General features: G+C 55.6%; 14 protein-coding genes. 12 read left to right on the top strand and 2 right to left on the bottom strand.

The features are described 5' to 3' along the window. Nucleotides 1-171: 171 nt before the first annotated feature. Complete coding sequence (locus O2N63_RS07730; protein WP_271053674.1) at nucleotides 172-2,760, top strand: midas domain-containing protein; 2,589 nt, start codon at nucleotides 172-174, stop codon at nucleotides 2,758-2,760. Nucleotides 2,761-2,816: 56 nt separating this feature from the next. Here O2N63_RS07730 and O2N63_RS07725 read toward each other — a convergent pair whose 3' ends face one another. Both O2N63_RS07725 and O2N63_RS07720 read right to left on the bottom strand, forming a co-directional pair. Further along, the gene (locus O2N63_RS07725) at nucleotides 2,817-3,101 is read right to left on the bottom strand and encodes a DUF2842 domain-containing protein (protein ID WP_271053673.1); all 285 of its coding nucleotides are present in this window, start codon (nucleotides 3,099-3,101) and stop codon (nucleotides 2,817-2,819) included. A gap of 76 nt (nucleotides 3,102-3,177) precedes the next feature. Next, nucleotides 3,178-4,473, bottom strand: a complete 1,296-nt coding sequence (locus O2N63_RS07720; protein ID WP_271053672.1) for an adenylosuccinate synthase — start codon at nucleotides 4,471-4,473, stop codon at nucleotides 3,178-3,180. 341 nt (nucleotides 4,474-4,814) lie between these two features. Here O2N63_RS07720 and secG point away from each other — a divergent pair, with 341 nt between their 5' ends. The 11 genes from secG (at nucleotide 4,815) to O2N63_RS07665 (ending at nucleotide 14,720) form a co-directional block, all read left to right on the top strand. Continuing rightward, nucleotides 4,815-5,183, top strand: a complete 369-nt coding sequence (gene secG, locus O2N63_RS07715) for a preprotein translocase subunit SecG (RefSeq protein WP_271053671.1) — start codon at nucleotides 4,815-4,817, stop codon at nucleotides 5,181-5,183. A gap of 208 nt (nucleotides 5,184-5,391) precedes the next feature. Next, nucleotides 5,392-7,035, top strand: a complete 1,644-nt coding sequence (locus O2N63_RS07710) for a CTP synthase (RefSeq protein WP_271053670.1) — start codon at nucleotides 5,392-5,394, stop codon at nucleotides 7,033-7,035. A 114-nt stretch (nucleotides 7,036-7,149) separates the two neighbouring features. Further along, entirely contained in the window at nucleotides 7,150-7,572 is a 423-nt protein-coding gene (locus O2N63_RS07705; protein WP_271053669.1) for a tellurite resistance TerB family protein, read from the top strand. Further along, the gene (locus O2N63_RS07700) at nucleotides 7,553-8,296 is read left to right on the top strand and encodes a hypothetical protein (RefSeq protein ID WP_271053668.1); all 744 of its coding nucleotides are present in this window, start codon (nucleotides 7,553-7,555) and stop codon (nucleotides 8,294-8,296) included. The genes O2N63_RS07705 and O2N63_RS07700 overlap by 20 nt, the downstream gene beginning before the upstream one ends. Before the next feature lie 104 nt (nucleotides 8,297-8,400). Beyond that, nucleotides 8,401-8,838, top strand: a complete 438-nt coding sequence (locus tag O2N63_RS07695; protein ID WP_271053667.1) for a tellurite resistance TerB family protein — start codon at nucleotides 8,401-8,403, stop codon at nucleotides 8,836-8,838. 233 nt (nucleotides 8,839-9,071) lie between these two features. After that, a complete protein-coding gene (locus O2N63_RS07690; protein ID WP_271053666.1) occupies nucleotides 9,072-9,830 on the top strand; it encodes an ABC transporter ATP-binding protein in 759 nt (252 codons plus the stop codon). A 35-nt stretch (nucleotides 9,831-9,865) separates the two neighbouring features. Then, nucleotides 9,866-10,576, top strand: coding sequence for a transporter substrate-binding domain-containing protein (locus O2N63_RS07685; RefSeq protein WP_271053665.1), 711 nt, complete (start codon nucleotides 9,866-9,868; stop codon nucleotides 10,574-10,576). 129 nt (nucleotides 10,577-10,705) lie between these two features. Beyond that, nucleotides 10,706-11,590, top strand: coding sequence for an ABC transporter permease (locus tag O2N63_RS07680; RefSeq protein WP_271053664.1), 885 nt, complete (start codon nucleotides 10,706-10,708; stop codon nucleotides 11,588-11,590). After that, on the top strand, nucleotides 11,587-12,393 hold the full coding sequence (locus O2N63_RS07675) for an ABC transporter permease (protein WP_271053663.1): 807 nt from the start codon (nucleotides 11,587-11,589) through the stop codon (nucleotides 12,391-12,393). Before O2N63_RS07680 ends, O2N63_RS07675 begins: the two co-directional genes overlap by 4 nt. Nucleotides 12,394-12,660: 267 nt before the next feature. Continuing rightward, nucleotides 12,661-13,341: a type 1 glutamine amidotransferase gene (locus O2N63_RS07670; RefSeq protein ID WP_271053662.1), complete on the top strand. Its 681-nt coding sequence runs from the start codon at nucleotides 12,661-12,663 to the stop codon at nucleotides 13,339-13,341. Continuing rightward, nucleotides 13,341-14,720: a glutamine synthetase family protein gene (locus O2N63_RS07665; RefSeq protein WP_271053661.1), complete on the top strand. Its 1,380-nt coding sequence runs from the start codon at nucleotides 13,341-13,343 to the stop codon at nucleotides 14,718-14,720. The genes O2N63_RS07670 and O2N63_RS07665 overlap by 1 nt, the downstream gene beginning before the upstream one ends. Nucleotides 14,721-14,728: the final 8 nt, after the last annotated feature.

Below are 14,728 nucleotides of genomic sequence, written 5' to 3'. Positions count from 1 at the left end.
CCGCGAATTTCCCGGTTTTGTTCATTTTTCCGATCCAATGCGTGGTAAACAGGTTTCTGCTGGATCGGGGGAGAAAGCGAGTTATTTATGGTGAGCAATAGCAAGATTCTCACTGTATCTTATGGTACGTTCTCGTGCACGTTGGAGGGTTTTGACGAACCTTTCAATACGATGAAGTCAATCGCGGAGTATTTTCGCGATTTGGCGGCAGATGATCGCTATTTCGGTGCGGAACCTCCGACACCGGATGCGGAGATGCTGCATCGTATCGCCGAGCGCGAAATACAGAAACGCGTCGAAGCTCGTGTGGAAGAGGATGGGGTTGTGCTGCGTCAGGCAGATGCAGAGCAGACCACCCAGACCGCTGTAGGCGCGACTCAGGTTGCTGCGGATCACCTCCTGGAGAATCAGGATGTGGCTGAAGAGATCACCGAAGACGCTTCTGTTGAAGAGAAAGCTCCTGTTAACGAGAAGAGCGAACCCGCTGTTGCAACCGTCGTGGAAGCGGTGGCACCGGTGGACGCGGTTGCAGAACCACGCGACGCCGAAGACGCTACAGACACCGAACAAGATCTGACCCCAAGCAACGATCAGGCCGAGCCAACAGAAACATTCGCTTCAGAACCGGTTACTGGAAGCATTGCCGAGAAACTGCAACGCATTCGCGCAGTGGTGGATGGAAAACGTGGCGAAGGCGAAACAGCTTTTGTGGCCGCAGACCAATATGCAGAAGATCAGGATCTTGCACCTGAACTCGTCACACCTGTTGATCTGGCTGACACTGAATTCACCGACCTGATCATTGAGGCCGACGCAGTGGACACCTTGGTGGATGAGGTTGAAGTTGCACCCGAGGCACAGGCCGAAGATGCGACTGACGCGGCAGAGCCGCAAGTGGTTGATGCCGAAGAGGCACCCGAAGCACAGGTCGAAGCACAAATCGAAGATCGGGCCGAAGATGTAATCGAAGCTGAGGAAGCTGAAGCTGACGCTGACCAGGAGCCCGAGAAAGACACAGATCTCCCGACAGTTTCTCCTGAAAATGATGACGCAGACGCAACCGAAGAGACCGAAGCCGAGGGCCCGCTTTCTCCTAAAAAGCTTCGCGAACTTCGCCGTCAACGCCGCCGCGCTCGTCGTACCCAGCAGCAAAGCTTGAATGAGCAGGATGCCGACAAAGAACCTCAGGAACCTGAGCTGGTTGCGGAGCACGCCGACGAAAACACACAGACTGAACAAGACCACAAAACCGACGCAGAAGAAGCAGAAGAAAAGACCGCCAAAAACACATCTCCCAGCGAAGCCATGTCTTCGGTTCTGGCAGTTATCGATCAGACCAATGACGACAGTGAGATCTTCGAAGACGAGGAACTTCCCGAGCCTGAAACCGCCTTGCAAAGCGGGGTTAACAACGTCAATGGCGCCGAAGATGCACTGACCGACGGAGCTGGCGAAGACACCATCTCTGGCGTCCTGTCGCGCCTGTCTGCAGTGCTTGAAGAACGCACGAATGAAGTTGTTTCTGATCTGTCCGTAAAAGAAGCGGAAGAAGTTCAGATCGACGAGTTCGACGCCCAAGACAGCGCCCCCGAAGACAAGGATCAGGTTGCGCAGGCTGCATCACAAGCCGAAGCCGATCAGGAGAAAACAGATTCGGTCGTTTCTTCAGATTCCAAAGAAGCCGACGACACCGACACCACGCCACGCAAACCCCGCGTCGTTCGTGTGCGTCACGTCAAGGCTGGATCTGATCCGCAGGCAGCCCCCAGCAATGAACCTGCCTCGCAGGATAATGAAAACTCGATGCTTACCCCAGAGGAAGAAGCTGAGTTAATCGCTGAGCTGGCCGAGGCCGAAGCTGAAGCTCGGACCGAGGCCGATCCTCAATCTGTAGTGATCGATGATGATCTGGCGGAAATGGCGGCATTGGATGAAGCGGCCTCGGCAGACGATGTACAACCGACCGACCAAGATGCGACGACGGAACCCAAGCTGTCGGCATTTGACGACAGCGGCATGGGCGAAAGCGATGAATCGGTAGATCGTATCCTTGCGGAAACCAACAACAAGATGGAAAGCACCGAGGTAACACGCCGTCGGTCAGCCATTGCACATCTCAAAGCGGCCGTTCAGGCGACCCGGGCAGATCGGAACGAAAAAGAAGAACTGGAGCCAACTCGGGATGAGGACAGTGTGGGTGCCTATCGTGACGATTTGGCCCGTGTTGTCCGCCCCCGTCGCCCTGATAAATCGGATAGTGTTTCTCGACGCATGCCACCGCTGGTTCTGGTGTCGGAACAACGGATTGACAGCTCGGAAGAGGTGACTGATTCCACCCCTACTCCAAGTGGGGATATTGTCCGCCCACGGCGTGTTTTGCGCAGTGCAGGAGAAGCCCAGGAAGTGGAAGAAGCTGAAATCCAATCCACTGCCATGGGTGAAGTTGATGCCGGTTTCATTGATTATGTGGAGCAAACTGGTGCTCATGAACTGGGTGAACTTCTGGAAGCGGCGGCCTGTCACACCGTTCTGGTGGCCAATCGCGAGAGCTTTACGCGACCCACAGTAATGGGCATGGTACGCCGCTATGTAGGCGAAGACAATTTCTCACGCGAAGAGGGATTGCGCGCCTTTGGCAAGTTGCTGCGCGAAGGTCGGATCAAACGGCTGAAACGTGGGCAATTTACCTTGACAGATACCACCCGGTTCCGCCCGGGTGACCGCTCCGAACGCGGGTCAGATGATCGCCAGTCTGCATAAGATCAGAAAAAAAAGGCCCCTGAAATCAGGGGCCTTTTTCTTTGGGTGGTACTGGATCATTTGTCCTGAATATCATCGTCCTTCAAAGCATATTTCCCGGCGGGGTCATGCGGATAGTTGGCCGGATCCTCATCCGGATCCGCTTTCCCCACCCCAAGGAATACCTTCTTGAAGGGCAACATCCACAAAAAACCAAGCACAACATAGACCAGAAATTCCAACCAGATCGGTGGGCGATCAAACAGCGATACAATCCAGATCGCCAAGACGATGTAGACCGGCAATCCCACCAGAAGAACGAGAAGTGAAAGCCGCTTGCGGGACTTGTAGCTCAGGGCCATTGGGGCCTCCTTAACAAAAAAGCCGGGCCTCGGCAGATGCGGGCCCAGCTTGATCTTCAGTCACATGCGCACCGGATCAATCCGCAAACGGGTCGGTTACCAGAATGGTGTCGTCACGCTCCGGGCTTGTGGACAAAAGAGCCACCGGGCATTCGATCAGCTCTTCGACCCGTTTGACGTATTTGATCGCATTGGCTGGAAGATCGTTCCAGCTGCGCGCGCCTTCGGTCGATTCGCTCCAACCCGGCATCTCTTCGTAGATCGGCGTGCAGCGGGCCTGCTGGTCGGCGGCGGTGGGCAGGTAATCCAGACGTTGTCCGTCCAGATCGTATGCCACGCAGATTTTCAGCGTTTCAAATCCATCCAAAACATCCAGTTTGGTCAGTGAAATGCCCGACACGCCCGAGGTGGCGCAAGTTTGACGCACGAGAGCGGCGTCGAACCAGCCACAACGGCGTTGACGACCGGTGGTGGTGCCAAATTCATGACCGCGTTCACCCAAGCGCTGACCATCTTCGTCGAACAGCTCGGTCGGGAACGGGCCTTCGCCCACGCGGGTGGTGTAGGCTTTCACAATACCAAGCACATAGTCGATAGACCCCGGTCCGATGCCCACACCTGTGGCCGCTTGCCCGGCAATCACATTGGACGAGGTCACAAAGGGATATGTGCCGAAATCAATGTCGAGCAACGCACCTTGTGCCCCTTCGAACAAGATCCGCTTGCCAGCTTTGCGCTTTTCGTTCAGCACCTTCCAGACAGGTGCAGCAAAGCGCAGGATTTTCGGAGCCATTTCCTTGAGTTGCACGATCAATGCATCGCGGTCAATCGCCTCGATGCCCAGACCTTTGCGCAGCGGATCATGGTGTTGCAGAGCGCGGTCAACGCGGGCTTCGAGCGTTGCATCGTCAGCCAGGTCAGCGACGCGGATCGCACGGCGACCAACCTTGTCTTCATAGCACGGACCAATGCCACGACCGGTGGTGCCGATCTTGGTCCCTTTCGACGCGGCCTCTTCACGCGCGCGATCCAGTTCACCGTGGAACGGCAGGATCAGCGGAGTATTTTCTGCGATCATCAGGGTCTCGGGCGAGATATCAACGCCCTGTGCCGTCACAGTTTCGATTTCCTTAAGCAGGTTCCAAGGATCCAGAACCACACCATTGCCGATCACCGACAATTTTCCGCCACGCACTACACCCGAGGGCAGCGCGTGCAGTTTATATACTTTGCCGTCGATGACGAGCGTATGGCCAGCGTTATGCCCGCCCTGAAACCGGCAGATCACATCTGCGCGTTCGCTGAGCCAGTCAACGATCTTGCCTTTACCTTCGTCACCCCATTGGGCGCCTACGACGACAACATTTGCCATGGTCTGTTCCTATCTCAAAGAAAACCCGGCCCGTCATAGCGGGACTCTGCCGCTTGGGGAACAGCTAATTCGCCGCAGATGCAAAAAGGCGTGCATGTTTGGCAGAAGACAAAACCAGAATCCTAGTTTTCTAGTTTTCTAGTTTTCTAGTTTTCTTCGAAGAAGGCGCAGCCATTTCGAGCTGACAACTAAAAAACGCGACTGACAGGATGCATTCCAACCAAATTCTGCACAGATCCGCCTTAGCGCCGCAAAGGCGACTTGCGCCGCTGCGCCCTTTCCCCTACATACCCGCAAGATCGTTGTAATCGAACACTGAAACCGAATACTGGACCCCGCGTATGGAAAATGTTGTCCTTGTCATCCACCTGATCCTGGCTTTGTCGCTGATCGGTGTTGTGCTTCTTCAGCGCTCCGAAGGTGGTGGGCTTGGTATTGGCGGCGGTGGCGGCGGGGGCGTCATGTCGTCACGCGGTGCAGCGACTGCGCTTTCCAAAATCACCTGGGGTTTGGCAATCGCCTTTCTGGTGACGTCGATTTCGCTCACCGTGATTGCTGCAAAAAATGCCTCTGACAGCTCGGTAACGGACGCACTTGGCCTGCCAAGCGCCGAAGAAGCAGCACCGGCCACACCAGCGCTTCCGGATGTTGAGAACTTGCTTCCGCCGGTCTCTACAGACGAAAGCCTGACCCCGCCCCGCGCGGACTAAACCACTACACATTGTAAGAGGGCGTTTTTTTTGCCCCTCATCTTGCGGTTCGGTTGCGCGGGAGCCCGGAATCGTGTAAGTCTTAAATCCCGTGGAGCGCGGATTCGCTGGGGCCCGTCATTGATAGGGTTTTGCGATTCCATAAGGACTTGACCGGGTGTTTTCGAGCCACTTCGAAAGCCCAGATCTCACGGGGGCAGCCAACTTAATGGCACGTTACATTTTCATCACCGGCGGTGTGGTATCCTCTCTTGGTAAGGGGCTGACTTCGGCTGCTTTGGGCGCGCTTTTGCAAGCGCGTGGCTATTCGGTACGCCTGCGCAAACTTGATCCTTATTTGAACGTTGACCCTGGCACGATGAGCCCCTTTGAACATGGCGAAGTGTTCGTGACGGATGATGGCGCGGAGACCGATCTGGATCTGGGCCACTATGAACGTTTCACCGGAGTGGCGGCGCGCAATACCGATTCTGTGTCGTCGGGGCGGATCTACACCAATGTCCTCGAGAAAGAACGCCGCGGTGACTATCTGGGGAAAACCATTCAGGTGATCCCGCATGTGACCAATGAAATCAAAGACTTCATTTCCATTGGCGATGATGAGGTTGATTTCATGCTCTGCGAAATCGGCGGCACGGTGGGTGACATCGAGGCCCTGCCTTTCTTTGAAGCCATTCGCCAGTTCAGCCAGGAACGCCCGCGCGGCCAGTGTATTTTCATGCACCTGACCCTGCTGCCCTATCTGGCGGCCTCCGGTGAGCTGAAGACCAAACCGACCCAGCATAGCGTGAAAGAACTCCGCTCAATCGGTATCGCACCCGATGTTCTGGTCTGCCGCTCAGAGCATCCGATTCCGGATAAGGAACGCGCCAAAATCGGCCTGTTTTGTAACGTGCGCCAAGAAGCCGTTATCCCGGCCTACGACCTGAAATCCATCTACGAAGCCCCCATGGCTTACCACAAGGTCGGGTTGGATCAGGCGGCTCTGGACGCGTTCCAGATTGCCCCCGCCCCGAAACCCGACCTGCGCCGTTGGCAAGATGTCGAAGACCGTATTCACAATGCGGAAGGCGAAGTCAAAGTCGCTGTGGTTGGCAAATACACCCAGCTCGAAGACGCCTATAAGTCGATCAAAGAAGCATTGGCCCATGGTGGGATGGCGAACCGGACCAAAGTCAAACTGGAATGGGTTGATGCGGAGCTTTTTGACAAAAGTGATCCTGCTCCGTATCTGGAAGGCTTCCATGCAATCCTGGTCCCCGGCGGTTTTGGCGAGCGTGGGACTGAAGGCAAGATCAAAGCAGCCCAATTCGCCCGTGAACGAAAGATCCCCTATCTGGGCATTTGCCTTGGTATGCAAATGGCCGTGGTCGAAGCAGCCCGCAACGTGGCGGGCATCAAGGATGCAGGGTCTGAGGAATTTGACCATGAAGCCGGAGAAACCCGCTTTACCCCTGTTATCTATCACCTCAAGGAATGGGTGCAGGGCAACTACAAGGTCAAGCGCAAGGTCGGGGACGACAAAGGCGGCACCATGCGCCTCGGTGCATACTCGGCCACATTGTCCGAAGGCTCGAATGTGGCACGGATTTATGGTGGTACGGAACTGGAAGAACGCCATCGTCACCGCTATGAGGTCGACGCCAAATACCGCGAACAGCTTGAAGCCTGCGGGTTGAAGTTCTCGGGCATGTCACCGGATGGTCGCCTGCCAGAGATCGTCGAGTGGGAAGATCACCCGTGGTTCATCGGCGTTCAGTTCCACCCGGAACTGAAATCAAAACCCTTTGATCCGGCGCCGCTTTTTGCCGATTTCGTGCGTGCCGCAAAAGAGGTGGAACGGCTGGTCTGATCCCGCAACGCAGAAATTGAAAGGCGCGTCGCATCTGCTGCGGCGCGCCTTTTCTTTTGTCCCCTTGCCGCGTCCTCTGCCCATGGATAGGCTCTCGAGAACGGGAGATGTCCAATGCTGTCAGAGTTCTTTCAGAAGTTCAAAAAGGCCCCGCATGAGGCCCCGCCGCTGCCCGAGCTAGATGGTAGAATTGCGATGGGCGTGCTATTGATTCGCCTTGCCAAAGCCGACAGGGACTATGCGGTCGAAGAAATTGCCATGATCGACAGGCTGTTTGCGCGCCACGGTGGCTTTAACCCTGTCGAAGCCGCAAAAGCCCGCGCCACCTGCGAAAAGCTTGAACGAGAGGCCCCAGAAACGTCGATCCTCACCGAGCTTGTACGTGAAGGCGTGGACACCCAAAAACGGATCGAGATGCTGTCCGCTCTCTGGGGCGTATCCCGTGCCGATGGGGTGGTGCGCGATGAGGAAACCAGTTTCATCAAGCATGTTACGCAGGAACTTGGACTGTCACCGGATGATGTCAAACGCCGATAGCAAGACACTGTGTTGGATACGCCGTGTGCTGCCAACCCTCTGCGGCCTGTTTGTCGCATGTTCTATCGCTGCCACAACCGGATGGGCTGATAGTGAAACGGGTGTCGTGACGCCGCTGCCCTATACCCAGTTGGAAACGGAGCTTGCTGGGCAGATCGACTTTGAAACGCTTCAGGTCTTGCCCGAACCCGGCGCGTCCTTCGACAAAATCCTGTTGGCCCCCGGGGTTCGGATGGGTGAACGTTTGACTGGACAGCGCGTGCACGCAGTCAACGGTCACGACACTCTGACCGGATCGCCCCGCGTGCCAATAGATGTGGTCACAGGGGAAGACAGGGAAACCGTGGCCATTGCTTATCATGCTGGCTTTGGGTCAAATGCTGCCTTCCCCCTTGGCCCCGACGGGTTTGATGCGCGCTCGGGTCGCGGCGAGGGTTCCCTTGCGCTGGTCTTTGAACAGGCTATCACGCGTTTCGCTTTGAAACTGCATGCCGATTATGATGACCCATTGGGCAGCCGTCCGGCACCCGGCCCCGTCACTTTGGGTTTCTTCGACAACACCGGAGCCCAGATTGGTGGCGTGACGGTTATTCCGCACCACGGGGTGAACGAATACGGGTTTCGTCTTAGCCTTCCGGCGACAGCCTTGACCATCACCAACAGAGATCCCGGCGGGATTGCGATTGATGACATCCTTTATCCACTGGACAAATTCGCAAGCTGAGGGGCAGCTCCAAAGCGGGTGAACCGGCAAATTTCACTCGCCCAGAGCTGCCGCTGTACCTTGCCGCCTTTTCGCCCGCATCAGAACACCCTATATCTCCTTTCATGATCGCATCACTTTTTGACAGGCTGTTTGCCCCCGCCCCCGCCCCGCTCAACTCCGATGACGCCCGTCTGGCCCTGTCGGCCCTTCTGGTACGTCTTGCGCGTTCTGACGGGGATTATGCTGCTGCTGAAATCACCGCCATCGATCACGCTCTGGCGGTGCGTTATGACCTGTCATCAGACGACGCTGCGAGCCTGCGTCAGAAGGCTGAAACCTTCGAAGCCCAAGCCCCCGATACGGTGCGTTTTACCCGCGCCATCAAGGATGCCGTACCGCTTGAAGATCGGCTTCAGGTGATCGAAGCAGCATGGTCGGTTGTGCTGGCAGATGGCGAGCGGGCTCATGAAGAGGATGCACTGATGCGTATGGTGGCCAGCCTACTGGGGGTCAATGATCGCGATTCGAACATGGCGCGGTTGCGGGCTCAGTCGATCTGAATGGAACCATGAGAACACACGTTCTGCGCGTGGCCCCAAGAAACAGGGCGGAAACCTTCGACCATTCGTCGGTTTTCTCGACAGATTGCCCAAGCTTACCTTACGACTTGGTGTTTTCGCCGTTGCATTTGAGTAAGAATTGCGCCCTACTCACTGGCCAATGAACAACAGAAATCCGGATCCCCTCTGTGACAACCGAGACAAACTCAGACTCATCTTCCAACGAAACACCCGTGATCGAAATCCGCGACCTGCATAAAAGTTATGGGGCGCTGGAAGTTCTGAAAGGTGTGGATCTGGTGGCAGAACGGGGTCACGTTGTATCTCTGATCGGATCTTCCGGTTCAGGCAAATCCACGCTTCTGCGCTGTGCCAACCTGCTAGAGGAAAGCCAACAGGGCGAGATTCTGTTTGAAGGCGAACCGATCACATGGCGCGGCCACGGGCTGGACCGCCACCCCTCGGATCGCCATCAGGTCACGCGCATTCGCACCAATCTGTCGATGGTGTTCCAGCAATTCAATCTTTGGTCCCATATGACCATCCTGCAAAATGTGATGGAAGCGCCGGTCACTGTGATGGGGCGCGACAAGGCCGAAGTCGAAGAAAAAGCACGGTACTATCTCGACAAGGTGGGCATTGGTGACAAATGTGACATGTGGCCATCGCAGCTTTCCGGCGGCCAGCAGCAACGCGCCGCCATTGCGCGGGGCCTGTGCATGGAACCGCGCGCACTGCTGTTTGATGAGCCGACATCGGCACTGGATCCGGAACTCGAACAAGAGGTGATCAAGGTGATCAAGGATCTGGCCGCTGAGGGCCGCACCATGCTCATCGTGACCCATGACATGCGCATGGCCGCCGACATTTCCGATCACGTCGTGTTCCTGCATCAAGGCTTGATCGAAGAAGAAGGCCCGCCCAGCGAACTTTTTGGAAATCCAAAAAGCGAGCGCCTCAAGCAATTCCTGTCGGCTACTCAATCAGCCTGACAAAGAATAACAAAAGATTACCAAGGGAGAGACAAATGAAAAAACTAATCCTGACTACAGCCGCCCTGGCTGTTACCGCAGGGTTCGCGATGGCGGACACTGTGCGCTTGGGCACCGAAGGTGCTTATGCTCCGTGGAACTTTGTCAATGACGCAGGCGAAATCGACGGGTTTGAACGCGAGCTGGGCGACGAGCTGTGCAAACGCGCCAGCCTTGATTGCACCTGGGTCAAGAACGACTGGGATTCAATCATTCCTAACCTCGTGTCAGGCAACTACGATGCCATCATCGCGGGCATGTCGATCACCGCAGAACGCGATGAAGTGATTGACTTCACCCAAGCCTACACCCCGCCAGATCCCTCGAGCTATGTTGCCATGTCAGCGGACGTAAATCCCGAGACCGCTGTTGTTGCTGCTCAGGCTGCAACCATTCAGGCCGCGTTCGTTGCCAACAATGGCTGGACCTTGATCGAGTTTGCATCACCGGAAGAAACCGTTGCTGCAGTGAAAAACGGCGAAGCTGATGCTGTTCTTGCCGATAAATCCTTCCTCGACACCATGGTAGGCCAAGACGGTCTGGTGATGCTTGAGCGTATGGAAGCCATCGGTGGCGGTGTTGGTATGGGCATTCGCGAATCCGATGGCGAACTGCGCGCCAAGTTCGACACAGCCATTCAGTCGATGAAAGACGATGGCACGCTGAACACGCTGATCGCAAAATGGGAAGTCTCATCGCAGTGGTGATCTGACCCCAGTCTTTTTCGGGGCCTGCTGTTGAGGCGGGCCCCAATTTACACTCAGCCAGTTTCAGCGCGGCTTTGGCATTCCCCCTTATGCTCCTGATATCTGCCCCCGCCCTAATCGGATTTCGCGATGTTTTCCTACTGCACCGACCCACAGACGCTTGAAGGCCTTAAATGGCTGTCCTGCTACCTGACCACAGGCAAGCACATGTCCTTCTATCTGTCCTTCGGGACGGTATTGGTGCTGTTGGCAATCACCGCCCCTACGGCGCTAGGCTTTGGCTTTCTCGGAGCCATGGCAGCGCGTGCGCGCTTTGCGCCTTTTCGCTGGATTGGCAAAAGCTATACCGCCATTGTTCGCGGCGTGCCGGATATCGCCTTTTTCCTGTTCTTCGTGATCGCACTCGATCAGGCATTTGAATGGATGCGCCACAAAGTGAAATGCCCGGATTGGACCGATCCGATCCGGCAGGGCAATGATTTTGTGGTGTGTGATGCCGCCAAACTGCCGCTGTCGACCAGTCCGCAATGGGTGCACGAAACCTATGGGTTCTTTGTTGCAGTGCTGACATTTGCCATCGTCTTTGGCGCCTTTGCCGCCAATGTTCTTTACGGGGCGATGCGCGCCGTACCACGGGCACAGATGGAAACGGCTGAGGCCTACGGCATGTCCCAGCGCCAGTCATTCTGGCGTATTATGGTCCCGCAGATGTGGGTCTATGCCCTGCCCGGCCTGTCGAACCTCTGGATGATCCTGATCAAGGCCACGCCGCTTCTGTTCCTGCTTGGGGTCGAAGATGCCGTTTATTGGGCCAAGGAACTGGGTGCGACCAAAACCGCAAAATTCTCGGACTACCCGCACACCAATTGGCACATGCAGTATTATTTCGGGCTGTTGGTCTTCTATCTGGCCTTCACCAGCCTCTCGGAACGCGTCTTCAAACGGATCTCGGCCCGCCTGTCGCACGGACAAGCCACCGCTGCCGGTGAAGCACAAAGAAAGGCCGCGGCATGAGCTGTCTTCAAACCATTCAGGACTACGCCTTCCGCTCGATCGGCTATGGCGAGCGGCTATTGCCTCGCTCGGATTTCACCCTGTGTGAACAGTTCACCCTGATCGGGTCAGGCATGATCTGGAACATCTATTACGGCCTGGTTGCGATCTTTTTCGGGTTCTTTTTTGCTGTCACCCTCGCGATGGGAAAAAACAGCCATCACGCCTATTTGCGCAAACCTGCCGAATTCTTCATCTATGTGTTTCGGGGATCACCACTGTTCATTCAGTTCTTCTTTGCCTACGCGGTGTTTTTGTCGCTCAAGCAGGTCTATCCGATCTTCCAGCCGCTAACCGCTGCCTGGATGGGGGCAACTGTAGTTTTGCTCCTGAACACGTCCGCCTATTCCGCCGAGATCTTTTTCGGCGCTTTGCGGTCGATCCCCAAGGGCGATCTAGAGGCGGCAGATGCCTATGGGATCATGGGGTTGAACCGGTTCAAGCGGATCACCTTCCCCACCATGTTACGCCTCGCCTGGCCGTCCTACACGAATGAAGCCATCTTTCTGTTCCACGCCACGGCACTGGTTTCCTTTTCCAGCTTCCCCGTACGTGGCCAGAAAGGGGATGCGCTCTACTACGCAAACTATTTTGCGGATAAGACCTTCAATCCATTTGTCCCCTATCCGATATTGGCGGGCTATTTCATCATTCTGACGCTTGCCGTGATCACTGTGTATGGCATTGCCAACCGGCATTTGAACCGCCATCTCCCACAGGAAAAACGCAAGCCTGCAAGGATCAGGATTAACCTGTTTCGTTAAGCCTATGTACATGGTCAAATTGACCGCAAAAGCGGTCTTTTAGTTGCCGATTTCAGGGGACCGGGACAGGTCGAGTATCAATTTCCCTCACTCGAACACCTCGCGGCAGGATAAAACCTGCCTGAGTCATTGCTTTTATTATCCCTACCTTTCAGCGCCTTAGCGTCACCAGAACGGCGTGAAGCAATTTCAGCCGCAAAGAGACTTGTCGGTTTGAACTGGCTCGTCTAGGGTGGCGATGAGAAATTTGATCAAATTTGGTGAAGCATGAAGATCGGTATCCTGCAAGCTGGCCACTCGCCTGATGAAATGCGAGATGGCGTTGGCGATTACGGAGAATTGTTTACGAAGCTCTTGGATGGGCACGGGTTCGAGTTCAAAATCTTTTCGGTGGTGGATGGAGAGTTTCCCTCGGGCATTGACGTCGCTGACGGCTGGTTGATCACGGGGTCCAAGTTTGGCGCCTATGAAGACCATGACTGGATCCCCCCCCTTGAAGATCTGATCCGCGACATTCGTACTGCAGATCTGCCTTTGGTCGGCGTCTGCTTTGGCCACCAGATCATCGCACAGGCGCTTGGCGGAAAAGTAGAGAAATTCTCTGGAGGCTGGTCCGTGGGCAACACCGAATATGACTTCGGAACGGAAACCCTTGCGCTAAATGCATGGCATCAGGATCAGGTGACATCTCTCCCAACCGGAGCTGAGGTGATTGCCTCAACCGATTTCTGTGAAAACGCAGCATTTGTTATTGGCGAAAAGATCCTGACCATTCAGCCGCACCCAGAGTTCACCTCGGAATTCATTTCTGGCCTGATTGAACATCGGGGGCGTGGCAATGTCCCCGATACCCAGCTGGATCGTGCCTCTGAAACGCTCTCTTCCCCGAACGACAATATTAAATTTGCAGCCCGCATGGCTGAAACACTGAAAACAGGAGCAAAATGATGGGCGCCCCGGATAAAACCACTACAGCGTGGATGAAAAACCTCCCGGATGCTGCGCAAGAGTATTTGGAGGGTAAAAGACTGGATGAGGTGGAATGCGTCATCTCGGATTTGCCCGGCATTGCGCGCGGCAAGGCCGTCCCTGCTGCCAAGTTTGGCCGTCAGGAACATTTCCACCTTCCCGACAGTATCTTTTACCAGACCATCACCGGCGATTGGGGGGAGGCAGCAGGCGATGAAGGTTTCATCGAACGCGACATGATTCTGAAACCAGACATGGCCACGGCCACCGCCGCGCCTTGGACCGGTGACTGGACATTGCAGGTTATTCACGACGCATTCGATCGCAATGACAAACCGGTCCCCTATTCTCCACGCAACGTCCTGAAACGTGTCGTCGATCTTTATCGCGCAAAAGGATGGGAACCTGTTGTCGCCCCGGAGATGGAATTCTATCTCGTGGCCCGCAATCTTGATCCGGCAGAGAAGATCAAACCGATGATGGGCCGGTCCGGTCGCCCGGCGGCTGCACGGCAAGCCTACTCCATGACCGCGGTAGATGAATTTGGTCCGGTGATTGATGACATCTATGACTTTGCCGAAGCGCAGGGCGTCGAGATTGACGGCATCACGCAAGAAGGCGGTGCTGGCCAGCTTGAGATCAACCTGATCCACGGCGATCCGATCAAACTGGCGGATGAAGTGTTCTATTTCAAACGTCTGATCCGCGAAGCCGCCCTGCGTCACGATTGTTTTGCGACCTTCATGGCAAAACCGATTGCCGAAGAACCAGGATCCGCCATGCATATTCACCATTCGGTACTGGACATCGAAACCGGGGAAAACATCTTTACCGGCCCTCAGGGTGGTGAAACCGACGCGTTTTTCCACTTTATTGCCGGGCTTCAGAACCACCTACCCAGCGCCATCGCGGTTTTTGCACCTTACGTGAATTCTTATCGGCGTTATGTGAAGGACAATGCTGCACCGATCAATCTTGAATGGGGGCGTGACAACCGCACCACTGGCATCCGCGTTCCCATCGCCTCCCCCAAGGCGCGCCGGGTGGAAAACCGGATTGGCGGCATGGATTGCAATCCCTATCTGGGCATCGCGGCCTCTCTGGCAGCCGGTTATCTGGGGCTGGTTCAGCAGGAGCGTCCACGCCCGCAATACAAGGGTGACGCCTATGAAGGGGACGGAGATATCCCACGCGGATTGGGTGATGCTTTAGATCTTTTCGACGAGGCCAAAGACATGCAGGAAGTACTGGGCGCGGAATTCGCCCGTGTTTATTCCATCGTGAAACGCGCGGAATATGATGAGTTTCTGCAAGTGATCAGCCCTTGGGAGCGTGAGCATCTATTGCTGAATGTTTGATGCCGCAT

Origin of the sequence: Aliiroseovarius salicola (genome assembly GCF_027891095.1) — a bacterium.
GTDB classification, from domain to species: domain Bacteria; phylum Pseudomonadota; class Alphaproteobacteria; order Rhodobacterales; family Rhodobacteraceae; genus Aliiroseovarius; species Aliiroseovarius salicola.
Note: the sequence above shows the minus strand (reverse complement) of the source record. Positions and strands in the feature narration are given on the sequence as shown.